The organism is Delftia sp. DLF01, assembly GCF_014852125.1.
GTDB classification, from domain to species: domain Bacteria; phylum Pseudomonadota; class Gammaproteobacteria; order Burkholderiales; family Burkholderiaceae_C; genus Comamonas; species Comamonas acidovorans.
This window is the reverse complement of record NZ_JACVAZ010000003.1, coordinates 168,203-192,316: the sequence shown is the minus strand read 5'-3', so window position 1 is coordinate 192,316 and position 24,114 is coordinate 168,203. Positions and strand designations below refer to the sequence as shown.

Annotated in this window: 19 protein-coding genes; 5 read left to right on the top strand and 14 right to left on the bottom strand. The window is 68.0% G+C overall.

Features of this window, described 5'->3' with window-relative positions:
* Nucleotides 1-44: 44 nt before the first annotated feature.
* From IB269_RS16080 to IB269_RS16070, 3 genes are all read right to left on the bottom strand, one after another.
* Nucleotides 45-2,927 carry a chemotaxis protein CheW gene (locus IB269_RS16080; RefSeq protein WP_192367654.1) on the bottom strand — a complete coding sequence of 961 codons (2,883 nt, stop codon included), beginning with the start codon at nt 2,925-2,927 and terminating at the stop codon, nt 45-47.
* Nucleotides 2,928-3,179: 252 nt separating this feature from the next.
* Nucleotides 3,180-3,743, bottom strand: a complete 564-nt coding sequence (locus IB269_RS16075; RefSeq protein ID WP_096916160.1) for an NUDIX hydrolase — start codon at nt 3,741-3,743, stop codon at nt 3,180-3,182.
* A gap of 147 nt (nt 3,744-3,890) precedes the next feature.
* Nucleotides 3,891-4,586, bottom strand: a complete 696-nt coding sequence (locus IB269_RS16070; protein ID WP_123693125.1) for a fumarylacetoacetate hydrolase family protein — start codon at nt 4,584-4,586, stop codon at nt 3,891-3,893.
* A 133-nt stretch (nt 4,587-4,719) separates the two neighbouring features.
* Between IB269_RS16070 and maiA the strand changes: the two genes are divergently transcribed.
* Nucleotides 4,720-5,385: a maleylacetoacetate isomerase gene (gene maiA, locus IB269_RS16065; RefSeq protein ID WP_192367653.1), complete on the top strand. Its 666-nt coding sequence runs from the start codon at nt 4,720-4,722 to the stop codon at nt 5,383-5,385.
* Nucleotides 5,382-6,239, top strand: a complete 858-nt coding sequence (gene pgeF / locus IB269_RS16060; RefSeq protein WP_192367652.1) for a peptidoglycan editing factor PgeF — start codon at nt 5,382-5,384, stop codon at nt 6,237-6,239. Before maiA ends, pgeF begins: the two co-directional genes overlap by 4 nt.
* Here the strand turns inward: pgeF and IB269_RS16055 are convergent.
* Nucleotides 6,159-6,494: a hypothetical protein gene (locus IB269_RS16055; RefSeq protein ID WP_013802557.1), complete on the bottom strand. Its 336-nt coding sequence runs from the start codon at nt 6,492-6,494 to the stop codon at nt 6,159-6,161. The two genes, pgeF and IB269_RS16055, sit on opposite strands and share 81 nt — an antisense overlap.
* Nucleotides 6,495-6,635: 141 nt before the next feature.
* Here IB269_RS16055 and IB269_RS16050 point away from each other — a divergent pair, with 141 nt between their 5' ends.
* From IB269_RS16050 to phbB, 3 genes are all read left to right on the top strand, one after another.
* Nucleotides 6,636-8,528 (top strand): PHA/PHB synthase family protein, encoded by a 1,893-nt coding sequence (locus IB269_RS16050; protein ID WP_192367651.1) that lies wholly within the window; start codon nt 6,636-6,638, stop codon nt 8,526-8,528.
* A gap of 123 nt (nt 8,529-8,651) precedes the next feature.
* On the top strand, nt 8,652-9,833 hold the full coding sequence (locus IB269_RS16045; RefSeq protein WP_012205435.1) for an acetyl-CoA C-acetyltransferase: 1,182 nt from the start codon (nt 8,652-8,654) through the stop codon (nt 9,831-9,833).
* Nucleotides 9,834-10,045: 212 nt separating this feature from the next.
* Nucleotides 10,046-10,783, top strand: coding sequence for an acetoacetyl-CoA reductase (gene phbB / locus IB269_RS16040; protein ID WP_012205436.1), 738 nt, complete (start codon nt 10,046-10,048; stop codon nt 10,781-10,783).
* 718 nt (nt 10,784-11,501) lie between these two features.
* On the opposite strand, the gene IB269_RS16035 is transcribed toward phbB, so the two are convergent.
* The 10 genes from IB269_RS16035 to IB269_RS15990 form a co-directional block, all read right to left on the bottom strand.
* The gene (locus IB269_RS16035; protein WP_192367650.1) at nt 11,502-12,476 is read right to left on the bottom strand and encodes an isoaspartyl peptidase/L-asparaginase family protein; all 975 of its coding nucleotides are present in this window, start codon (nt 12,474-12,476) and stop codon (nt 11,502-11,504) included.
* The gene (locus tag IB269_RS16030; protein WP_192367649.1) at nt 12,473-13,555 is read right to left on the bottom strand and encodes an amino acid ABC transporter permease; all 1,083 of its coding nucleotides are present in this window, start codon (nt 13,553-13,555) and stop codon (nt 12,473-12,475) included. Before IB269_RS16030 ends, IB269_RS16035 begins: the two co-directional genes overlap by 4 nt.
* Nucleotides 13,556-13,572: 17 nt before the next feature.
* Nucleotides 13,573-14,622 (bottom strand): ABC transporter permease subunit, encoded by a 1,050-nt coding sequence (locus IB269_RS16025; protein ID WP_192367648.1) that lies wholly within the window; start codon nt 14,620-14,622, stop codon nt 13,573-13,575.
* Between the two features lie 20 nt (nt 14,623-14,642).
* Nucleotides 14,643-15,680: an amino acid ABC transporter substrate-binding protein gene (locus IB269_RS16020; RefSeq protein WP_192367647.1), complete on the bottom strand. Its 1,038-nt coding sequence runs from the start codon at nt 15,678-15,680 to the stop codon at nt 14,643-14,645.
* Nucleotides 15,677-16,615, bottom strand: coding sequence for a MurR/RpiR family transcriptional regulator (locus IB269_RS16015; RefSeq protein ID WP_225614161.1), 939 nt, complete (start codon nt 16,613-16,615; stop codon nt 15,677-15,679). The genes IB269_RS16020 and IB269_RS16015 overlap by 4 nt, the downstream gene beginning before the upstream one ends.
* Before the next feature lie 270 nt (nt 16,616-16,885).
* Nucleotides 16,886-18,949: an ABC-F family ATP-binding cassette domain-containing protein gene (locus IB269_RS16010; RefSeq protein ID WP_063326238.1), complete on the bottom strand. Its 2,064-nt coding sequence runs from the start codon at nt 18,947-18,949 to the stop codon at nt 16,886-16,888.
* Nucleotides 18,950-19,043: 94 nt separating this feature from the next.
* Nucleotides 19,044-20,063, bottom strand: coding sequence for a tripartite tricarboxylate transporter substrate binding protein (locus IB269_RS16005; protein ID WP_012205443.1), 1,020 nt, complete (start codon nt 20,061-20,063; stop codon nt 19,044-19,046).
* 41 nt (nt 20,064-20,104) lie between these two features.
* On the bottom strand, nt 20,105-21,328 hold the full coding sequence (locus tag IB269_RS16000) for an acyl-CoA dehydrogenase family protein (protein ID WP_192367645.1): 1,224 nt from the start codon (nt 21,326-21,328) through the stop codon (nt 20,105-20,107).
* A 1-nt stretch (nt 21,329) separates the two neighbouring features.
* Nucleotides 21,330-22,940, bottom strand: coding sequence for an AMP-binding protein (locus IB269_RS15995; protein ID WP_192367644.1), 1,611 nt, complete (start codon nt 22,938-22,940; stop codon nt 21,330-21,332).
* A 175-nt stretch (nt 22,941-23,115) separates the two neighbouring features.
* Entirely contained in the window at nt 23,116-24,114 is a 999-nt protein-coding gene (locus IB269_RS15990; RefSeq protein WP_192367643.1) for a LysR family transcriptional regulator, read from the bottom strand.

Sequence of the window (24,114 nt, the reverse complement as noted above, 5' to 3'; positions counted from 1 at the left end):
CATGCCCATAGGCCCGACATGCCCATAGGCCCGACAGGCCCGGGCTACGCCGCCTCTCTTTCCACGCTGACCGCATTGCGGTCGGCATTGGCCGCAGCAACGCGCGAAGGCTGCAGCCTGCGCATCAGCGCGGCGGGGTCCAGGCACTGGATCAGCGGCAGGCCCGAATCGGCATGCACCAGCTTGCGCACCAGGGCCGTCGCGGTGTCGGCCGCGTTCAGCATGGGCGAATCCACCAGCGCGCTGGCTGGCAGCCGGTGCACGCCCTGCAGCGCGCTGACCAGCAGGCCCACGCGCAGGCCGCCATGCTGGACCACGATGACCTGTGACTGCTCGGTGACCACGCCGGGCTGGCCCTGCAGCAGCGCGGCCAGGTCGAATACCCAGACATAGCCGCTGACGCTGCCCTGGCTGCGCCGTGCCAGCGCGCCCACGCAAAACGGCAGCCGTCCTGCCGCCACGGGCGAGATGGCGCTGGCGGGCAGGGCCTCGCAGACATCGCCCGCGCGCAGGGCCAGCAGGCTGGCGCCCACGTAGAAGCTGGCCAGTTCCACAGGCGCGTCGCCGCTGCCATGCGCGGCGCGCCCGTGCCCGTGCCCTTGCGTAGCGGGCCGGGCACCATCCAGGCGGGTGGCCGACGCCAGGCGCAGCGCGCGGTTGCGCGCATCGGCATGCACGGGGCCCAACCGCTGCAGGCTCAGGCTGACCAGGCCGGCCAGTGTGTCGTCCGTTGCGCTTTCTTTTGCATCGCGTGCCGCGCCCTGGTCCAGCCGGAACTCGCGGTAGCCGCGCCCGGCGGCCATGCCGACGATGCAGTAGTGGCCTTCGATCTCCTCGATGCTGCTGCGCACCTCGCCATCGGCCAGCGACGCCAGGCCGGCCACGCCTGCGATGCAGCTGCCCAGCGGGCGCCCGCCATGGCTGGCAGCGACGATGCGCCCGTCACGCGCCACGTAGAACGCTTCCATCGGCAGGCGCGGCAGGCCGCTGTCTTCGGGATCGGTGGCTGCGGCCTGCTCTGCCGTTGCTGCCTGCTCTGGCGCTGCGGCCTGCAGCATGGCCTGCAGCTCCCGCCGCGTGTGGAACAGCAGGGCGATGCCGCCGATGACGGGGCCCTGATCGCCGCCGTGTGCATGTCCGTGCGCCTGTTCACTCCCAGGCGATGGCGCGCGCAGCGCGGCATGGTAGACATGGACGGGCAGGCCTCCATCGTCCATCTCCTGCACGTGGTAGGCCTGGGCATCGCGCAGCAGCACAGTGGCTTGCAGGGCCGATGCCTGCACGCGCGTGCCGGGAGCCAGGGGCAGGCCGGCCTCGTCCTCATGGCTGCAGGCCAGCACCAGTCCCTGGGCGTCGTACAGCGCAATGCGCGCATAGACGGTGTACAGCGCATTGAGCTGCTCCAGCAGCCGCTGCGCGCTGTCGTGGGCCTGTACCGACAGGGCCAGGCAGCCGCTGTTGTCCTCCAGCACCTTTTGCAGGCCGGGCGTCAGGGCCCACCAGCGGCAGTCGTTGGCACGTTCATAGAGATTGCGCTCCAGCAGGTCCATCAGCAGCCGGTTCAGCGTGCTGTGCTCCTGCAGCCGGGTGGACAGCGCGGTCTCGTGCAGGCCGTGAATGGCGCGTGTGAACACGGCATGGGTCAGGTCGCCGGTCTCGCCCATCTGCTCCAGCACGGCCTGCAGCGGGTCTGGGTGGGCCGTGCCCTGCACGAGGGACTCCGGCGCCTGGCTGGCAGCCAGCACCTGGCCATTCCAGACCACGCGGCGAATGTCGTCGGCCGCGCGGGCCATGGCGTGCAGCGGCGGGCAAAAGCCGCGCGCCTGGGCCATCAGCCCCTCGGCAATGGCAGGCTCCAGCGCCTGCAGCACCTGCGGTCTTTGCTGCGCGGCGAAGGCCAGGTCCAGCGGTGCCATCACCTGGGTCTGCCAGCCCTGCGGCCCCGCGTAGCCCTGGTAGGGCAGGGCGCGCGCCGTCCGCACCAGGTAGGTGCGGCCTGCATGGATCAGCGGCTGCACGGCATCACCATGGTGCATGGGCACGCGGCTGCCGGGGGCTATCCAGTGGGCGTCGCTGCTGGCGATGACCAGTCCGCCCTCGTCCAGCAGCAGTCCCACCTGGGCGCGCGGCCCGCCCGAGGCAAAGATGGCCTGCATCTCGGCGGCGAAGTCGAAGCTCAGGCACAGCACGCCGAGCACCGCCATGGTGCGTGGGTGCAGCAGGCGCTGCGCGTAGATCAGGCGGTCAGCGCCCGGCAGCACGCAGCTGGCGCCGAAATGGCTGACATGGCCGGCCTGCTGCAGGGACTGCTGGAACCAGGCCTCGGCACAGGGCGGTGGCGGCTTGCGGCCTGCCTGCGCCTGGGCACGTGCGCAGACCTGGCCCTGCGTGTCCAGCAGCAGGATGTCGTCATACACCGTGTACTTGGCTCGGTAGCTCTGGAGGTGGGTCTGCAGGTGCGCCTGCAGCGGTGCCTGCCATGCGCGCAGACCGCCGGCCGCCATGTCGGGCAGGCCACAGTCATCGCCATCGCCATCGCCATCGCCATCGCCATCGCCATCGTCAAGCCGGGCCATGGCCTCGCACAGCACGGTATCGGCGGCGAGAAAGCCGACATCGGCCGTGCGCTCGTACAGGCTTCGCACCAGCAGGTCGATGGCATGGGCGGACTGCATGCCCAGCTGGGCCATGGCCTCCTGCGCGGACTGCGCCAGCTGCGACTGCAGCAGGCCTTGCTCCAGCTGCTCCAGTCCCTGGCGCGTGTCGGTGAGCATGGACACCAGGGCCTGCCCCTGCTGCGAGGCCTGCATGCGGGCCGAGGCTTCGATGAGCCGCCACATGAGCCGTATTTCGCGCAGGTCGGCGGCGTTGCGGTTGAGTTCCCGCAGGTGGGGAAGAATCAGGTCGGTTGGCAGGGATGTGGCCATGGAGCGCTCCGCAGTCAGGTTCAGGCTGGGTGAAACCCGCTTTCCCCGATCAGGGAAAAGCCTGATGCAACGAGCAAGAAGGAGGCCAGTTTGTGACTAAATGTGTCTGCAAGGTGACACAGGGATGACGGCCCCCCATCCACAGCCCCACCCGTAGCCCCATCGGCGCCACGCCGGGGCATGGCCTGGCGTCACCGGGGTGCGTCCGGCACTGCCGTGCAGCACGGTGGTGCCGGACGGCGGTGCATGCGCCTACAGGCTCAGGTCGATGGAGTGCACGCGGTGCGCGTCAAGCAGGCCGGTCGCACGGTCCTCGAAGTAGCGCTCCAGCGTCACGCGCACGGTGCGAAAGGCCAGTTCCTCCCAGGGAATCTCGGCCTCGGCAAAGAGGCGGGCCTCCATGGTCTCCGGGCCTGGATAGAACTGCTCGCTGCGCAGGCGGGCGCGGTAGAACAGGTGGACCTGGCTGACCTTGGGCACGTCAACGATGGAAAACAGCGGCCCCATCTCGATGTCGGCACCGGCTTCCTCATCGGTCTCGCGCTGGGCGCCGCGCGCCGTGGTCTCGGCCAGTTCCATGAAGCCGGCAGGCAGGGTCCACAGGCCCCGGCGCGGCTCGATGTTGCGCTTGCACAGCAGCACGCGGCCGTCGTCGGTGACGGGGATGGTGCCGACCACGTTCAGCGGATTCTCGTAATGGATGGTGTGGCAGTGCGGGCACACGGCGCGTTCGCGCGTGTCGCCATCGTCGGGAATGCGGTAGACCACGGCCGTGCCGCAGGCTCGGCAGAACTTGATGGGGCTGCGAAAAATCATGCCGACACCATGGAAGTGAAAGCGCCGCCAGACGGAAGGCAGGAAGGCATTCCATGCGGCGGACTGTGGGTTCAGAAAAACGAAGGCCGGCAGGCCGGGGAGCGCGCTCCCCGCTGCCTTGCCGGCCTGTCGCCAGGCACAGGGGTCTCAGGCGATCTTGACGCTCAAGGGGCTCAGGCCATCGATGCGGCCTTCCAGCACGTCACCGCGCACCACGGCGGCCACGCCTTCGGGCGTGCCCGTCATGATCAGGTCGCCGGGCTGCAGTTCCCAGGCGGCCGACAGGTGCTCGATGGTCTCGGCAATGTTCCAGATCAGCTTGCCGATGTCGCTGCGCTGGCGGTCGGCGCCATTGACCTGCAGCGAGATCGTGGCCTTGGCGATGTCGCCGGCCTCGGCTGCCGGGGTGATGGGACCGATGGGCGCGGCATGTTCGAAGGCCTTGCCGATGCACCAGGGGCGGCCCTGTTTCTTCATGTCGTTCTGCAGGTCGCGGCGCGTCATGTCCAGGCCCACGGCGTAGCCCCAGATGTAGTCCAGCGCGTCGGCGGCCAGGATGTTCTTGCCCGCCTTGCCGATGGCCACGACGAGCTCGATCTCGTGGTGCAGGTTGGAGGTCAGCGTGGGGTAGGGCATGGTGCCCGTGGTGCCGGCCTCGACGGGCACGATGGCGTCGGCAGGCTTGAGGAAGAAGAAGGGCGGCTCGCGGCCGGTGAAGCCCATCTCCTTGGCGTGCTCTTCGTAGTTGCGGCCCACGCAGTAGATGCGGTGCACGGGAAAACGCTCGGGGCGGCCCAGGACGGGTACGCTGGCCACGGCGGGCGGGTTGAAAACGTAGCTCATGTCGGTGTTCCTCTGGCGCCTTGTCTCGTGGGCGCCGTCGCAAGTGTGCCATGCCTGTGGCCCCGCAGCGGGGCAACGCGATGGCTGGATGAGCCGGAACAGACCCCGGGCCGCACGGTATGCTTTGCGGTCTATGAAGCTCCACACCTACTTCCGCTCGTCGGCCTCCTACCGCGTGCGCATTGCGCTGCAGATCAAGGGCCTGGACTATGAATCCGTACCCGTGCACCTGCTGCGCGGCGACCACAGGGCGCCGGCCTATGCCCAGCATGTCGGCGATGCGCTGGTGCCGGCGCTGGAAACCGAGGACGGCCACTGGCTGACCCAGTCCATGGCCATCATCGAATATCTCGATGAGACCCATGCCGAAATACCGCTGCTGCCGCGCGACGCCCTGGGCCGTGCCCATGTGCGCGCGCTGGCCCAGATGGTGGCCTGCGAGATCCATCCGCTCAACAACCTGCGCGTGCTCAAGTACCTGGTGCGCAACCTGGGTGTCTCCGACGAGGCCAAGAGCGGCTGGTACGTGCATTGGGTGCGCTCCGGCCTGGAAGCCTTCGAACGCCAGCTGGACCTGCTGGCCGCCGAGCGCGAGGCCGCAGGCCTGGCGTCTTCGCTGTTTTGCTGGGGCGACACGCCCACGCTGGCCGACTGCTGCCTGGTGCCGCAGATCTTCAACGGCCGCCGCTTCAACGTGAGCCTGGACGGCCTGCCACGCCTGGCGGCCATCGTCGATCGCTGCGAGGCGCTGCCGGCCTTCCAGAAGGCCCATCCCTCGGCCTGCCCCGACGCGGAATGAGCGCGGCCCTGCCTGACTCCATCCCCGGCAACCTCCCCGGCACCATCCCCGCATCCTGGCTCGTGCCCGAGTGGCCCGCGCCGCCCGGGGTGCACGCGCTGTGCACCTCGCGCGAAGGCGGCGTCAGCACGGCGCCCTGGGGCAGCCTGAACCTGGGCGACCATGTGGGCGATGACCCGCAGGCCGTGCGCACCAACCGCCAGCGGCTGCAGGCGATCGTGCGTGCCCATACGCCCGGCGCCTGCGCGGTGTTCCTGCAGCAGGTGCATGGCGTGGATGTCGTGGCGCTGGATGCAGGCAGCGCGCAGGGCCAGGCCTTCGATGCCTGCGTGACCAGCGCCTCGGGCGTGGTCTGCACCATCATGGTGGCCGACTGCCTGCCCGTGCTGCTGGCCCATCGCAGCGGGGCTGTGGTGGGCGCGGCCCATGCGGGCTGGCGCGGGCTGGCGGGCGGGGTGCTGGAGACGCTGTTCGAGCGCTTTGCTGGCCAGATCCAGACACCGCCCGGGCAAGCGGCGCAGCAGACCCTGGCCTGGCTCGGACCCTGCATCGGTCCGCGCTCCTTCGAAGTGGGAGCCGAGGTGCGCGCGGCCTTCATCGCGCATGACGCGGCGGCCGGGGCGCATTTCACCGCCGTGCCGCAAGAGGGCGGGAGCGCACCCAAGTACCTGGCCAACCTGGCCGGGCTTGCGCGCCAGCGCCTGGCGGCGCTGGGCATCACCGCCATCTACGGCAATGACGGCGGCGACGCATGGTGCACGGTGCTCAACGGCTCACGGTTCTTTTCGCACCGGCGCGACGCTGCCCGCCTGGGCAGCAGCGGGCGGTTCGCCGCCTGCATCTGGAAGGACTGAGCGCGCCTGCGTGCCGGGGCCGCTCTGCGAGGCCTGCTGCTGCGCCAGCCAGGCCTCGCGCTCGGCCAATTCGCGTGCATGGCGTTTTCGCTTGCGCGCGGGCGTGCCCATGATGTAGATCACGATGGACAGCGGCAGCAGTCCATAGAGTGCGAACGTGATCACGGCGCCGAGTATGCTGCCCGTGGGGCTGGCGGCCTCGGCCACTGCCATCATCAGAGTGACATACAGCCAGGCGATAACAACGAGATACATGGTCGAACCAAAAAATCGAGCGAGGCACGGGTTTTCGTGGAGGTCTGTGCCGGGCAAGGCGGGGCTCGCCTGGGTCACAATCAAAACGGATGCCCCGCAAGCCCCAGGCTATTGCATGGCATCCACGAACAAGGATGCAGCATGAATTTTGACCCACTCGCTGGCCTGTCAGGCCAATCCGTCCAGCAATTCTGGAACGAGCAATGGAGCCGCACGCTGCAGACACTGCAGCAGCTGGGGCAACCAGGCCTTCCGGGAACCCAGGGCATGCCAGGCATGCCGGACATGGTTCAGGCCTGGAAAGCGGCCGTCCCCGAACCCGGCGCCCTGCCCGAGAACGCGCTGTCGCTGGACCCCGAAAAGCTGCTGGAGCTGCAGCGCCAGTACCTGGATGGTGCCAAGGCCATGGCCGAACAGGGCGGCGCCCAGGCGCTGCTGGCCAAGGACAAGCGCTTCAATACCGAATCGTGGGCCGGCAATCCGCTGACGGCGGCCACGGCTGCGACCTATCTGCTCAACAGCCGCATGCTCATGGGCCTGGCCGATGCCGTGCAGGCCGATGACAAGACGCGCAACCGCGTGCGCTTCGCCATCGAGCAATGGCTGGCGGCCATGGCGCCCAGCAACTTCCTGGCACTCAATGCCGAGGCCCAGAAGAAAGCCATCGAAACCCAGGGCGAGAGCCTGGCCCAGGGCGTGGCCAACCTGCTGGCCGACATGCGCCAGGGCCATGTGTCCATGACCGACGAAAGCCTGTTCACCGTGGGCAAGAACGTCGCCACCACCGAAGGCGCCGTGGTGTTCGAGAACGAGCTGTTCCAGCTCATCGAATACAAGCCGCTGACGGACAAGGTGCACGAACGGCCCTTCCTCATGGTGCCGCCCTGCATCAACAAGTTCTACATCCTGGACCTGCAGCCCGACAACTCGCTGATCCGCTACGCCGTCAGCCAGGGCCATCGCACCTTCGTGATGAGCTGGCGCAACCCCGACGAAAGCCTGGCGCGCAAGACCTGGGACAACTACATCGAGGACGGCGTGCTCACCGGCATCCGCGTGGCGCGCGAGATCGCAGGAGCCGAGCAGATCAATGTGCTGGGCTTTTGCGTGGGCGGCACCATGCTGTCCACCGCGCTGGCGGTGCTGCAGGCACGCCACGACCGCGAGCATGGCGCAGTTGCCGCTCCGGCGGCCAAGGCGCCTGCGGCCAAACGCGCGGCTGGCGGCCGCAGCGCCGCCCGCACATCCACAGCCCGCGCCACGGCGCCAGCCGGCGTGCCGTTTCCCGTGGCCAGCGTCACGCTGCTGACCACCTTCATCGACTTCAGCGACACCGGCATCCTCGATGTCTTCATCGACGAATCCGTGGTGCGCTTCCGTGAGATGCAGATGGGCGAGGGCGGTCTCATGAAGGGCCAGGACCTGGCGTCCACCTTCAGCTTTCTGCGGCCCAACGACCTGGTCTGGAACTACGTGGTGGGCAACTACCTCAAGGGCGAGACTCCCCCGCCGTTCGACCTGCTGTACTGGAACAGCGACTCCACCAACCTGCCCGGCCCCTACTACGCCTGGTACCTGCGCAACCTCTACCTGGAAAACAAGCTGGCCCAGCCCGGCGCGCTGACCGTCTGCGGCGAGCGCATCGACATGCACCAGCTGCGCCTGCCAGCCTATATCTATGGCTCGCGCGAGGACCACATCGTGCCCGTGGGCGGCTCCTATGCGTCCACCCAGGTGCTGGGCGGCGACAAGCGTTTTGTGATGGGCGCGTCGGGCCACATTGCAGGCGTGATCAATCCGCCGGCCAAGAAAAAGCGCAGCTACTGGCTGCGCGAGGACGGCCAGTTGCCGCCCACGCTCAAGGAGTGGCAGGCCGGCGCCGACGAGTACCCGGGCAGCTGGTGGGCCGACTGGAGCCCCTGGCTGGCCGAGCACGGCGGCAAGCTGGTCGCAGCGCCCAAGCAGTACGGCAAAGGCAGGGAATACACGGCCATCGAGCCGGCCCCGGGCCGCTACGTACTGGTCAAGGCCTGAGGCACAATCGTTTCGATGCTGCAGTGCAATAACGCTGCGGCTTGAATGCAGGGTGCCGCTGCCGCGACTGCGGCAATGTGCGCCCGGGCATCCCTTCAAGAGTCCAAAGAAAGGTCCGTCATCATGGAAGACATCGTCATCGTTTCCGCTGTCCGTACTGCCGTTGGCAAGTTTGGCGGCACCCTTGCCAAGATCCCCGCCACCGAACTGGGCTCCATCGTGATCCGCGAGGCACTGAACCGCGCCAAGGTCGGCACCGACCAGGTCGGTGAAGTCATCATGGGCCAGGTGCTGGCCGCTGGCGCAGGCCAGAACCCCGCACGCCAGGCCATGATGAAGGCCGGCGTTGCCAAGGAAACCCCGGCCCTCACCATCAACGCCGTCTGCGGCTCCGGCCTGAAGGCCGTGATGCTGGCAGCCCAGGCCGTGGCCACGGGCGACAGCGAGATCGTCGTGGCCGGCGGCCAGGAGAACATGAGCCTGTCGCCCCACGTGCTGCCGGGCTCGCGCGACGGCCAGCGCATGGGTGACTGGAAGATGGCCGACACCATGATCGTGGACGGCCTGTGGGACGTCTACAACCAGTACCACATGGGCATCACGGCCGAGAACGTGGCCAAGGAAAAGAGCGTCAGCCGCGAGCAGCAGGATGCCCTGGCCCTGGCCAGCCAGCAAAAGGCCACGGCCGCACAGGACGCAGGCAAGTTCGTGGACGAGATCGTTCCCGTCAGCATTCCCCAGCGCAAGGGCGATCCCGTGGTGTTCGCGGCCGATGAGTACATCAACCGCAAGACCAATGCCGACGCCCTGGCAGGCCTGCGCCCGGCCTTCGACAAGGCCGGCTCGGTGACGGCCGGCAACGCCTCGGGCCTGAACGACGGCGCGGCCGCCGTGGTGGTGATGAGCGCCTCCAAGGCCAAGGCCCTGGGCCTGAAGCCGCTGGCACGCATCGTCTCCTACGCCACCAGCGGCCTGGACCCTGCCACCATGGGCCTGGGCCCGGTGTTCGCCTCGCGCAAGGCGCTGGAGCGTGCGGGCTGGACCGCGCAGGACGTGGACCTGTTCGAGCTGAACGAAGCCTTTGCGGCCCAGGCCTGTGCGGTGAACCAGGAGCTGGGCATCGACCCGGCCAAGGTCAACGTCAACGGCGGCGCCATTGCCATCGGCCACCCCATCGGCGCATCGGGCGCCCGCATCCTGGTGACCCTGCTGCACGAGATGCAGCGCAGCGGCGCCAAGAAGGGCCTGGCCGGCCTGTGCATCGGCGGCGGCATGGGCGTGGCCATGGCGGTGGAGCGCGTCTGAAAGGCTCAGGGAAAACGTTAGCAAGCTTTCAGGGTAGATCCTAGGCCTGCCTAGGGCCTGCCCGAAGAGAGGCGCAGCGCACGCGCTGCATACTAGCCATACGGGGGTGCCGGACCCAGAGGTTCAGGCACCCTTGGTGATAACCGGAGTCAATGCCCCGGTTGTCGTGGATAGATTGATCTGAAGCAACCATTGATTGACAGGAGAGAAGAATGGCTCAAAAAGTAGCGTATGTCACAGGGGGAATGGGAGGCATCGGAACGGCTATCTGCCAGCGTCTGCACAAGGAAGGCTTCAAGGTCATCGCAGGTTGCGGTCCGTCGCGCGACTTCCAGAAGTGGCTGGACGAGCAAAAGGCGCTGGGATACAACTTCCATGCATCGGTCGGCAATGTGGGCGACTGGGCTTCCACCGTCGAGGCCTTCAGCAAGACCAAGGCCGAGCACGGCAGCATCGATGTGCTGGTCAACAATGCCGGCATCACGCGTGACCGCATGTTCATCAAGATGACGCCGGAAGACTGGCAGGCCGTCATCGAGACCAACCTCAACTCCATGTTCAACGTGACCAAGCAGGTCGTGGGCGACATGGTGGAAAAGGGCTGGGGCCGCATCATCAACATCAGCTCGGTCAATGGCGCCAAGGGCCAGGCCGGGCAGACCAATTACTCGGCCGCCAAGGCGGGCATGCACGGCTTCACCATGGCGCTGGCGCAGGAGATGGCCACCAAGGGCGTGACCGTGAACACCGTGAGCCCCGGCTACATCGGCACCGACATGGTCAAGGCCATCCGTCCCGACGTGCTGGAGAAGATCGTGGGCACCATCCCCGTCAAGCGCCTGGGCGAGCCCAGCGAGATCGCATCGATCATCGCCTGGCTGGCTTCGGAGGAAGGCGGCTACTCCACCGGCGCCGATTTTTCGGTCAACGGTGGCCTGCACATGCATTGAACCTGCAAGGGTTCGCGCTGCAAAGGAGCCTCCGGGCTCCTTTTTTGTTGGGCAGCCCCGCTGCAAATGTCCCAGAAATGACAAAACCCGCTGAAGCGGGTTCTGTGGAAGAGGGGGGTCTGCACGGAAGGCCGTCAGACCGGTGGTGTCAGAGACTGGGGCACCGTGTGCGCCAGCCAGCGCCTCAGCGCTTGCGATCGCGTTCGTCTTCGGGCCAGATGGACATGATGGCAGTCGTTTGCATGGAAACTTTCTCCTGTATTGCTCTCTTAACGCGGGCCAGATTCAGCTGGTTGACAGGTTTTTAAAAAATTTTCGAAGGAAGTCGAAACTTTTTTGTGACCCGGTTTTCAGGCGTTGCGGGGGCCGCGCTTGCGGTCACGGTCATCCCATGGCCAGACAGCTTGGGCCAGCGCAGCGGCTGCAAAGCGGGTCTGCAGGGCGGTGTGGGAAAAGATGTCGGTCATGTGCAATCACTCCTTTGTTGCGTGTTCAACGCGGGCAAGTGGCTGCAGGTTGACCCAGGGATTGCCCCAGGACGCAAGCAATTGCAAGCCCGGAGGTGGTGATCTGTCAGTTTGCAGACAGATTTCTGGCGTGGTGAGAAAAAATCCGTTTCCTGACAGAGGCTTACGGGCGTAGCGGGCCAATGCCGATGCTGTTACGCCTCGTTGCCCGCAATGCGTGGGCACAGGTCAACCCGGGGCGGAAACGTCCATCAGGCAAAAATCAGGGTCACGGCAGGCGCGTCGTCCACGATGTAGCCGCGGTACATGCCGGCGCTGTTGAAGGGGCAGTGCACGCGTCCGTGGCTGTCCACGGCCACCACGCCGCCCTGGCCTCCGATGTGTGTCAGCGTGCCCCGCACTGCGGCGTCGGCTGCGAGTTCCAGGCTCTGCCCCAGGTAGCGCATGCGCGCATGGATGTCGTGCGCGATGGCTGCGCGAAGGAAATGCTCGCCGGTTCCGGTGGCCGCCACGGCGCAGGTGGTGCTGTCGGCGTAGAAACCTGCGCCCACCACGGGCGTGTCGCCCACGCGCCCGGGGCGCTTGTTGGTCAGCCCGCCGGTGGATGCCGCGGCGGCCAGGTTGCCATGCACATCGCGCGCCACGGCGCCGACCGTGCCCATCTTGCCGTTCTCGTTCAGCGGAGCAGGGTGCGCCGCCAGTCCGCTGGCGTCGTGGTCCAGCAGCGCGGTCTGGCCGGATTGCGCCTGCACCCGGCGCAGCTGTGCCAGGCGCTCGGCAGAGTCGAAGTAGCCGGCATCCATCCGCGCCAGCCCGCGTTCATCGGCAAACCGTTGCGCCCCTTCGCCGACCAGGAGCACGCACTGGCCGTCGTCAAGAACATGCCGTGCCAGCGCAATCGGATTGCGCACCTGGCTGACGGAAGCGACCGCGCCGGCCCGCAGGTTGCTGCCGTCCATCAGGCCGGCGTCCATCTCGTGGCGCGCGTCGCGCGTGTAGACGGAGCCGCGCCCGGCATTGAACAGCGGGCAGTCTTCCAGGGACTGGCACGCGGCCTGGACGGCGTCCAGCGCGCTGGCGCCGCGCCGCAGCAGGGCGGCGCCCGCCTCCAGCGCCTGGGCCAGCGCGGTGTGGTAGGGGGCCTCGTCGGCCTGGCCCTGGATGACGGTGCCTGCGCCGCCGTGCACGGCAATGGAAAATTTTCGGGAGTTCTGGGGCATGTTCATTGGAGCGCGTAGCGCGATTCCAGGAAGCGGCCATAGCGGGCGATGCCCAGGCCGATGAGCAGGTAGACGGCGCAGACCACCATGTACATCTCCACGAAGTACGCAATCCAGTGGGGGTCGCTCATGGCCATCTTCAGGGAGCCGGTGATGTCGTAGATATTCACGATCGCCACCAGGGAGGTGTCCTTCACCGCGCCGATGAAGTTGCTCACCGTGGGCGCGATGGTCACGCGCAGCGCCTGCGGCAGGACCACGTGGCGCAGCACCTGCACCCTGGTGAAACCCATGGCCTGGGCCGCCATGACCTGGCCCTGGGGCACGGCCTGCAGCCCGCCGCGAAACACCTCGGCAAGATAGGCGGCGCTGAAGGCCGCCAGGCAGACGGCGATGCGGACCATGGGGTCCACCCGCCATTGCGCGGGCACCAGCATGGGCAGCACGAAGGCCCCGAAGAACAGCAGCGTGATCAGGGGCACGCCGCGCACGGCCTCGATGAAGCCCGTGCACAGGATGCGGATCAAGGGCAAGCTGGAGCGCCGGCCCAGCGCCAGCAGAATGCCCAGCGGAACGCCGGCCAGGCAGGCGATCACGGCAAGGAAGAGGGTCAGCGGCAGGCCGCCCCACAGATCGCTGGGCACGGGTGCCAGGCCGGCCACACCGCCCGCCATCAGCACGCCAAAGCCTGTCAACCCGGCCAGCAGCATTGCCATGCCGGCGCGGCCGAAGAAGCGCGGCAGTGCCGCCACCCCCACGCTGCCCAGCAGCAGCAGGCTGGCGGCGACGGGGCGCCACTGTTCGGCCATGGGGTAGCGCCCCAGGAACACCAGACGGTACTTGTCGCGCACCACGCCCCAGCAGGCGCCGGCCGCAGCGCGGCATGTGTCGGGGTTGGCTGCGGTTTCGGCGTCCAGCAGGCCCCAGGCCAGCAGCTTCCAGCCCGCCCACAGCGCGGCCAGCAGCAGCGTGGCGGTGATGAGCCCGGAGAGCGCATCCGGAAACAGGCTGGCGCGCAGGCGCTGCGCCAGCGGAACCCGGGGCGGGGCCACCGGCAGGGCCGGGGCGCGGAGTATGGCACTCATGGGCAGGTCTTTCCCGGCTAGCGTGTGATGAAGGCACTGCGCTGGTTGAAGGCATTCAATGCCAGCGAGGTCAGCAGGTTGATGGCCAGGTAGACCACCGCGATGATGGTCACGCACTCGATGGCCTGGCCGGTCTGGCTCATGGCGGTGTTGGCGACCATCACCACGTCGGGGTAGCCGATGGCGACGGCCAGCGAGGAGTTCTTGATGGTGCTGAGCGCCAGGTTGGTATAGGGCGGAATGATCACCCGCAGGGCCTGCGGCAGCACGACCAGGCGCAACTGCTGGCCGCGGCGCATGCCCAGGGCCGAGGCGGCATTCCATTGCCCGCGCGGCACGGCCTGCAGACCGGCGCGCACGATTTCCGCGCAATAGGCGGCGGCATACAGGCCCAGGGCTCCTACCAGGGCCAGTAATTCCGGCGTCAGCGCCAGTCCTCCGTCGATGCCGAACATGCCCGGTTGCGGAGAACTCCAGTGCCAGCCCGCCGCGCTGTCGTACACCGGGCCGGGCAGGGCCAGCCCCGCCTTGCTCAGAAAGCCCAGGGGGCCGATGGCCAGAGGGCGGTCCACGTCGGGCAGCAGCGAAGTCAGCGCGAAATACCACAGCAGCACCTGCACCAGCAACGGGATGTTGCGCGCCACATCGACATAGAGGCGCACGGCGCCGCGCAGCAGCGGATGCCTTGCCACGGCGGCCACGCCCAGCAGCAGGCCCAGCACGGTGGCCAGCACGAGCGCGGGCACGGCGGCGCGAACCGTGTTGGCCACGCCGGCCGCGACCGCACGCAGGTAGCTGTCGCCGGGCTCGTAGGGCAGCAGCCCTTCGGAGATGGAAAAGCCGGCCGTCTGCTCCAGAAAGCCGAAGCCCCCGGCAATGCCGCGCGCGGCCATGTTGCGGCTGGCGTTGTGCGCCAGCCAGCCCAGCAGCAATATCAGCAGCCAGCCGATGGCGAGCTGCAAGGCCAGCCGGCCCCAGCGTGGCCGGGTGGGGGCCGGCGGCTGCCGTGCCCCGGCGTCGATGGCATTCACGGCTTTCGCAGCATCCACAGCGTTCGCGGCATTCATGGCAGGGTGCCCTCGGCGCGTCAGTTCATCGGCGGCGACATCATCAGGCCGCCCTTGGTGAACAGCGCGTTCTTGCCGCGCGGCACGTTCAGGCCCGACCTGGCGCCCAGGTTGCGCTCATAGCTCTCGCCATAGTTGCCCACGGCCTTGACGATGCGCAGGGCCCATTCCTTGTCCAGCCCCAGCTGCTTGCCCAGGTCGTCGCTCTGGCCCAGGAAACGCTTGACCTGGATGCTGTCGGAGCGGGTCTTGAGCTCGTCGGCATTGGCCTGGGTGATGCCCAGTTCCTCGGCCTCGATCATGGCGTTGAGTGTCCAGCGCACGACGGCGAACCATTCGTCGTCACCGCGGCGCACGGCCGGGCCGGCCGGCTCCTTGGAGATGACTTCGGGCAGGATCAGGTAGTCGTCGGGGTTGGCCAGCTCCTTGCCACGCAGCACGGCCAGGGCGCCGAGGTCGCCTGTATAGGCCTGGCAGCGTCCGCTGCTGAAGGCCTGCAGGGCGGCTTCGGGGTTGTCGAACACCACCGCCTTGTAGTTGAGCTTGTGGGCGCGAAAGTACTCCGACAGGGTTTTTTCCGTGGTGGATCCGCTGATCACGCAGATGGTGGCGCCAGAGAGCTGCTTGACGCTGTTCAGGCCGGGTTTCTTCCTGGCCATGAAGCCCTGGCCGTCGTGGAAATTGATGCCCGCCCACATCAGGCCCAGGCCGTTGTCGCGCGTGAAGGTCCAGGTGGTGTTGCGTGCCAGCAGATCGATCTCGCCGGACTGCAGCGCCGTGATGCGTGTCTGGCCGCTGGTGGGAATGAACTTGACCTTGCTGGCGTCGCCCAGGGTGGCGGCGGCCACGGCACGGCACAGATCCACGTCCAGCCCGGACCAGTTGCCGCTGCCGTCGGCGAGCGCAAAGCCTGCGCGCCCCGTGTGCACGCCGCAGGCCACGGCGCCGCGCTGCTTGATGCCGTCCAGCGTCTTGCCAGCGTGGGCGGGCGCGGCAGCGAGTGTGAAGAGGGCGGCCATCGATGCAAGCGCAAGGCGCAGACGGGCAGGGGCGTTCATGGTGAATCCTTTCCAGTGGGATGAGGGGCCTGGGGTTGCGGCTTGCTTGCCGCCGGCGAAGCGGTATCGGCGTCCGGAGTCAGGTAGGGAAGCACCGACTCGGACAGTTCGACCAGGCTGCGCACGGCCTGGGGCGTGGCGCGGATGACCTGGGTGGCCAGTGCCTCGACCATGGCCATGCCCGCCATTGGCGATGAAGGCAGCAGGGGATGCGAGGCGGGCGCCAGCAGCGTGTAGTCGGCCTCGCGGGCCAGCGGACTCGTGGCCTCGTCGGTGATGGCGATGGTCAGGGCGCCCCGCTGGCGTGCGTGCGCCGTCAGCGCGACGGCTTCGCGCGAGTAGCGCGGCAGGGAAATGGCGATCAGCACGTCCTGCTCCGTCAGCCCTGTCATGCGGCGTACCGCCTGTTCCGATCCGCCTGCGGAGGTCACTTCCACCACCTGCGGCAGATAGGGTTGCAGCACGTCGGCGCCAAAGGCCGCCACATGGTGGGAGCTGCCGAACCCCATGAAGAGCACACGGCGGGCGCGGCAGATGCGCTGGGCCAGTTGGTCGAGCAGGCCGGGGTCGCAGGCCTGCGCAGCCGCCTGCAGGTTGCGCTGCGTGTGCCCGAAAGCCTGCTCGCCCACGGCACCAGCCGTGGCGGCCTCGGGCCCATGCGCCACGCGCAGCTTGTTCACGGGCTCCAGGGCCTGCTGCAGCTGGCGGCCCAGGTGCAGGCGCAAATCGGCAAAGCCTTCGTAGCCGGCATGCTTGGCGAAGCGATTGACGGCGGCCAGGGAGCCGCCGCAGGCATTGGCCACTTCCTCGGCGCTCAACGTGACGGCCAGCACCGGATGCGCGGCCATCCAGCGGCCGACCCGGGCGACGGCGGGCGAGCCATCGACGCTGGCGCGCAGCAGTTCCTGTACGGCGGGGTGGGGGTGGAGTTCCATGAATGAATGAAAGTGAATGGTCTCTTTCATTCATTATTTTTTAAGAATGAAATCTTTCATTCAGGAGAAACCCTGAATCAAACGATCCATGCGTTCCGCTGGCTGCGGGGAAGTGCGGGGAGGTGCGGGAGGGCGGGGCCTCAGGGGCGCACTTCGGCGCAGCCGAAGTGGCGCGCCGTCTTCACGCGGGACGACGCTTGTGGCAGGCGGTCATGGGTGCGAGCAAGGGCCTCGCACCGATGACCGCCTGATTTTCGAGAACGACTGGAATCAGTCGGAAATCGCGGCCGACAGCTGCTCGATCTGCTCGCTCAGTTCCAGCCAGCGCTCTTCCAGGCTGTCGATCTCGTCGTTGCAGGCCTTGAGGCTGCGGCCCGTCTCGGCCATGTCGGCGGGCGAGATGGGCTGGCTCAGCAGGCCTTCGAGCCGCGTGCGCTCGGCCTGCAGCTGGGGCAGGCGCTTGTCCAGCTGCTCCAGTTCCTTCTTGAACGGCCGGGTCTTCTCGGCCATCTGCTGGCGGGCCAGGGCGGCCAGGCGCCGTTGCTCGCGCTGGTCTCCGGCACTGGCGGCCGGTGGCGTGGACGGGGCAGCGGGGGCCGGGGCCAGCGCAGCAGCCACGGGGGCCTGCACTGCGGGTGCTGCATGTGCTGCGGGCTCCACCTGCGCTGCCGCCTTGCTGGTGGCCGCAGCCGCCTGTTCTGCCTTGCGGGCTTCCTCGCGCAGGCGGCGGGATTCTTCCAGCAGGTAGCGCTGGTAGTCGTCCAGGTCGCCGTCGAAGGGGCCGACCACGCCACGGCCGACCAGCCAGAAGTCCTCGCAGACCGAGCGCAGCAGCGCGCGGTCGTGGCTGACCAGCATGACGGTGCCGTCGAAGTCGTTGATCGCCATGGCCAGGGCCTCGCGCGTGGCCAGGTCCAGGTGGTTGGTGGGCTCGTCCAGCAGCAGCAGGTTGGGGCGCTGCCAGACGATCATGGCCAGCACCAGGCGGGCCTTTTCGCCGCCGCTCATGCTGCCCACGGCCTGCTTGACCATGTCGCCGCTGAAATTGAACGTGCCCAGGTAGCTGCGCAGGTCCTGCTCGCGCGCCTGCGGGCCGGTGGCGCCGGTGTCCCGTGCCAGGCGGATCATGTGCTCCATCGGGTTCTCGCCGGGGCGCAGCACGTCCAGTTCCTGCTGGGCGAAGTAGCCGATGTTCAGGCCCTTGCCTTCGGTCACGGTGCCGGCCAGGGCCTTCATCTCGCGCGCAATGGTCTTGACCAGGGTGGACTTGCCCTGGCCGTTGGCGCCCAGGATGCCGATGCGCTGGCCCGCCAGCACCGAGCGGTTGACGCCGCGCAGGATGGTGGTCGCCTGGCCTTCGTCGTCCAGGTAGCCGAATGCGGCGTCCGTGATCGCCAGCATGGGGTTGGGCAGGTTGGCCGGCGGTTTGAACTCGAAGGTGAAATCGGCGCTGGCCAGCATGGGTGCGACCTTTTCCATGCGCTCGATCTGCTTGACGCGGCTTTGCGCCTGCTTGGCCTTGGAGGCCTTGGCCTTGAAGCGGTCGATGAATTTTTGCAGGTGGGCGATCTTGTCCTGCTGGCGCTCGAACGAGGCCTGCTGCAGCAGGATCTGCTGGGCGCGCAGTTCCTCGAACTTGCTGTAGTTGCCGCCATAGCGCGTGACCTGCGCGTTTTCTATGTGCAGCGTGGTGTTGGTGATGGCGTCCAGGAATTCGCGGTCATGGCTGATCACGACCAGGGTGCCGGGATAGCGCTTGAGCCAGGCTTCCAGCCAGACCAGGGCGTCCAGGTCCAAGTGGTTGGTGGGCTCGTCCAGCAGCAGCAGGTCGGAGGGGCACATCAGCGCGCGCGCCAGCTGCAGGCGCATGCGCCAGCCGCCGGAGAAGCTGTTGACGGGGTGCTCCAGCTCGGAGACCTTGAAGCCCAGGCCCAGGATCAGGGCCTGGGCGCGCGGCACGGCATCGTGGGCACCGGCGTCGGCCAGGTCCACGTGGGCGTGGGCAATGGCCATGCCGTCCTCGCTGGCCTCGGCGGCCGCGAGCTGGGCGTTGAGCTCGCTCAGGCGGGTGTCGCCGTCCAGCACGAACTGGGTGGCCGTCTCCGAGGTCTCGGGCATGTTCTGTGCGACCTGGCCCAGGCGCCATTGCGAAGGGATGGAGAACTCTCCACCGTCCTCGGCCAGGCTGCCGTTGAGCAGGGCGAACAGGCTGGACTTGCCGGCGCCATTGCGTCCGACAAGGCCGACTTTTTCACCGGGGTTGATGGAGACGGAGGTGCTGTCCAGCAGCACGCGGGTGCCGCGGCGCAGGGTAATGTTGCGAAGGCTGATCATGAATGGGCAGGATTATCCCAGCGATTGCGTCAGGACAGGATTGCCGCCCGCCATGCCCGTGCCCGGCCACGGTGCAAAGCCCTGGTACCAGGCCCTAGATCGGCTGTATGCCCACGCGCTGCATCATGGACTGGGTGAACTGGATCTCGCGCTCGAAGCCCTTGGCATAGGCGTCGGCGCTAGTGATGGCGACCTTGCCGCCTTCCTGCTCCAGCAAGGCGATGACCCTGGGCTGCCTGAGCACCTCCTCCAGCGCCGTACGCAGCCGCTGGACGATGGGCTCGGGCGTGGCGGCCGGCACGGACACGCCGCCCCAGGACGTGAGGTTGACATTGGGCACACCCAGCTCGGCCAGGGTCTGCACCTGGGGCAGCTTGGCGTTGCGCTGCGGCCCGGCAATGGCCAGCGGCACCAGCTTGCCAGCCAGCACTTGGGGATAGGCCACGGAAAACAGCGGGGCGCCGAACGCTACCTGCTGGCCCAGCACGGCATTGACCAGCTCGGACGCGCCCTTGTAGGGCACATGGTTGACCTGCAGGCCCATGCTGGAGGCCAGCATTTCCACGCCCAGGTGCGATGGCGTGCCCACGCCGCCCGAGGCATAGTCCAGCGCGCCGGGCCTGGCCTTGGCGCGAGCGGCCAGGTCGTCCAACGTGCGCATGCCAGAGTCGGCATGCACGACGACCAGGATGTCCGAGCGCGACATGCCCAGCACATGGCGGAAGTCCTTGAACACGTCGTAGCCCGGGCTTTTGTACATGCGCATGGCGGCGGCCATGGGCGAGCCCGAGTACAGCAGGGTGTAGCCGTCCGCTGGCGCCTTGGCCACCTGGCGTGCGCCGATGTTGCCGCCTGCGCCGGCGCGGTTGTCTATCACCACGGGCTGGCCCAGCTGGGCGGACAGCGCCTCGGCCACGATGCGCGCGGCCGTGTCGGGGCTGGTGCCGGCCAGGTAGGGCACCACCCATTTGATGGGGCGCGTGGGCCAGGCGCTGTCGTGTGTGGTGGCTGTGGCGGCTGTGGTGGCCCAGGGCAGGCCTGCGGCAAGCGATGCGGCGCCCGCAGCGCGCAGGAATCGGCGTCGGTCCGGCCTTTGGGATGGATTGTCTTGCATGGCGTTGTCTCCTTGTCTTTTCGCTTCTATGCCGGCCAGCTTCAGGCGCCGGCCCGCTCCAGCAGTTCCTTGGCGATGGTGTTGCGCTGTATCTCGCTGGTGCCCGTGAGCACGCGGTACATGCGCAGCATGCGGAACAGGAATTCCACGCGCCGGCCCTGGACGATGCCTTCGCCGCCATGGATCTGCACGGCGCGGTCGGCAATGCGGAACGCCGTCTCCGAGCAGAACAGCTTGCTCATCGAGGCCTGGGCGCGCGCATCGATGCCGGCGTCGATGGCGCGGGCCGTCTGCACCATCAGTGCGCGCGCGGCCATCCATTCGGTGGCCATGTCGGCCAGCATGTGCTGTATGGACTGGAACTGGGCGATGCTGCGGCCGAATTGCTGGCGCCCCAGCGCATAGTCGCGCGCATCGCGCAGCGCCACCTGGGCCAGGCCCAGCATGGCCGGGCAGTGCAGCAGGCGGTTGACGGTGATGCGGCCCAGCGCCAGGGCCAGGCCCCGGCCCGACTCGCCGATCAACTGGGCAGCGGGCACGCGGCAGCCGTCGAGCACGATGTCCCCCGTGCTGGACTGCCCGGCCATGGTCTTGTAGCCGCTGACCACCTGCACGCCCGGGGCATGCAGGTCCACGAAGAAGGCGCTGATCTCGCGCTGCGGGCTGCCCTCGGGCGCGGTCGAGGCCATGAGCACAGCCAAGTCGGCGAACGGCGAGCCCGAGATGAAGCGCTTGCGGCCGTGGAGCACGTAATGGTCGCCTTCCAGCACGGCGCGCGTCTCCAGCGCGCCCGCGTCCGAGCCGGCCGCTGCCTCGGTCAGCGCAAAGCAGATGGATTTCTCGGCGCGCGCCACGGGCAGGATGAACTGCTCCATCTGCAGCGGCGTGGCCTTGCGGATCAGCGCACCTATGCGCGGCGGGCCGCTGAGTTCGCCCAGTACATGGGGCGCGAAGGGCGAGCCCGTGGCGTAGATGGCCTCCTTGACCAGCACCTGATCGAGCACGGACAGGCCGGCGCCGCCCATGGACTCGGGCAGGTTCATGCCGTAGAAGCCGCGCGCATGCGACAGCTTCCACACCTGGCGCAGCAAATCGGTGGAAGCGCTGTTTTCATGGTCCACGCCATGCGCGCGGGCGAGGTCGGCCAGTTCGCCGTGGATGAAGGCGTTGAGCGCGTCGATCAGGCCGGCTGCGCGTTCCGAGCCTTCAAAGGGCATTTCCAGCAGGGCAGCGTTGGCGGCGGGGAGTGTGTCTTTGGCGTTCATCTCAGTTCACCTTGCGGGCGTGGTTGGCCCAGTAGGGCGCCTGCACGGCGCGGCGCATGACCTTGCCGTTGGGGTTCTTGGGCAGCTGCTGCACGAATTCGATGTGGCGCGGGCGCTTGAAGCCGCCCAGGCGCTCGGCGCAAAAGCGGTCCAGCGCGGCGCTGTCGCCGGCCAGGCCGGGCTTGAGCACGATGTGGGCGGCCACGGCCTCGCCCCATTTGTCGTCGGGGATGGCGAACACGCAGGCATCGGCCACCGAGGCATGTTCGTAGAGCACGGACTCCACCTCGGACGGATAGACGTTGAAGCCGCCGCTGATGACCATGTCCTTCTTGCGGTCCACGATGTAGACAAAGCCCTGCTCGTCCATGCGGGCCAGATCGCCCGTGTGGTAGCGGCCGTTCCTGAGCACCTCGGCCGTCAGCTCGGGCGCGCGCCAGTAGCCCGCGAAGACATCGGCGCCGCTGACCACGATTTCGCCGATCTCGCCCTCGGGCACCGGGCGGCCCTCGTCGTCCAGCACTTCGACCAGGGATTCCAGGAAGGGCCGTCCGCAGGAAGCCAGCCGCTCGGGGCGCGATGCGCGCGCCTGCAGGTGGTCCTGCACCGTCAGGCCGCAGACACCGGAGGTGGTCTCGCCTGCGCCGTAGCCCTGGGACAGGATGGGGCCGAACACGTCCATGGCCTGCAGGATGCGCGCGGGCGCCATGGGCGCTGCGCCGTAGCCCAGGCGCAGCAGGTCGGGCAGGGGGCGGTAGCGGCCGCCGATCTCGGCCAGCAGCATGTTGATCATGGTGGGCACCATGAAGGTATGGGTCACGCGCCGCGCCTGCATCTCGGCCATGAAGGCGCCCGGCTCGAAGCCCGAGAACAGGTGGATGGTGGCGCCCGTGCACAGCGCCGGCACCATCTGCATGCCCGAGGCGTGCGTGACCGGACCGACCAGGCCCAGCACGTGGCCGGCCTGCATGCCCTCGCCGCGCATCAGGAATTTGCGCAGCTGGGCCAGGCGGTTGCCGAAGGTCTGCATGGCGGCCTTGAGCACGCCCGAGGAGCCCGAGGTGTAGTGCAGCACGGCCACCTCGTGCTCGTGCACGGCCACGGGCTGAAAGCGGTCGCTGGCGCGGGCGAGCAGGGACTCGTAGCTTTCGCCGGCGGGGCCGTCCAGCATCAGCAGACGCACGTCGGCAGACTGCAGGTGCGGCTTGAAGGCCTCGGCGCGCGCTGCGGTGGTCACGATGACGGCGGCATCGCTGTTGGCCGCGATACCGCCCACTTCGCGCGGCGAAAGGCGTGCGTTGAAGGGCGCCTTGATGAGCCCGGCCTTGTAGCAGGCGATCTCGATCTCCACGATTTCCACGCAGTTGGGCAGGTAGATGCCCACGCGGTCGCCACGGGACAGGCCCAGCGCCGCCAGCGCATTGGCCAGCCGGTTGGAGCGCTGTTCCAGCTCGGCATAGCTGATGCTGCGCGCGGCGCTGGTCACGGCCGGCTGCGCGCCGTGGGCCCTGCAACTGCGCGCGACCAGTTCGCCGACATTGAGGATGGGAAGGGAGTGGGAATGGGAATGGGGATGGGGGTGGCCTGCGGTGGGCCGGGATGTCTCGTGCATGGCATTCCTTGGCTGAAGCCGCGCGTTTTGCGCGACGTGCCATGCACTGTTCCAGAAGAGGCCTGGAGCGGGGAAATACCGTTTAGTGATTCAGGCGCATCAGAAAAATTGATGTCCAGATCAACCCTTGCGGTATTTGCTGATGGCCCGTGCCCAGACTCCTGAGGTCATGCCGTCATGCCTGCTGCCAGCGTGCCTGCCAGATGCCGGCCGTGATCAATTGCCGGGCCTGTGCCATCAGCGCCTGCTGGACCACCTGCAGCGCCGGGTCGCTGCTGCGGTTGGCCTGCACGGCCAGGAAGTAGCGGCGCAGCAGTTCGGGCGCCGTGACCTGGGCCACGATCCAGCCGTGCTGGATGGCCGTGGGCGCAGCCTTGGCTTCCTCGCGCAGCCAGGCGGGCGCATCGCTCAGCGAGCAGGCGGGCGTGAAGGTGAAGCCCGCGCCGCAGTGGTAGAGCGAGCGGATGACGCGGGCGGAATCGTGTTCGTGGACGATGTTCAGCCGCAGGTTGCGCGCATCGGCCGCGGCCTCCACGGTCTGGCGGATGGAAAAGCGGCGTGATTGCAGCACCAGCGGCAGCTGGCAGGCGTGGGCAAAGTCCATGTGCGGCAGGCCGCCGTCCGGCGCGGGGCGCAGCAGCGGGGCCACGCTGCCATCGACATCCTGGCCGCAGATGTAGATGGATTCCTCGGCCATGGGCTGCACCTGCATGTCGTGCAGGCTGGTCGTGTCCACAAGAATGGCCAGGTCTGCGCGCCGGTCCAGCATGGCCTTTTGCACCATGAGGCTGAGGTCGTCGAGCACAAAGATGCGTATGCGCGGGTGGCTGTTGCGCAGGCTGGCGATCACGGGGCCGGCCAGCAGGCTGGTCAGCAAAAAGGGCAGGGCGATGGTGACCGAGCCTTCGGGGCCCTGCGGCAGGCGCTGTATGCGCTCGCGCATGGCATCGGCGTCGGACAGCAGGCGGCGTGCGTCCTCGTACAGCTGGGCGCCGGCCGGCGTGGGGGTCACGCCGGCGTGGCTGCGCTCCAGCAACTGGGCGCCCAGCTCGCCTTCCAGCTTTTTGATCTGCGCCGTGAGCGCGGGCTGGGCCACGTACAGCGAGTGCGCGGCGCGCGAGAGGCTGCCCGCCTCCAGCACCGCGATGAAGTAGCGCAGCGCCCGCAGGTCCAT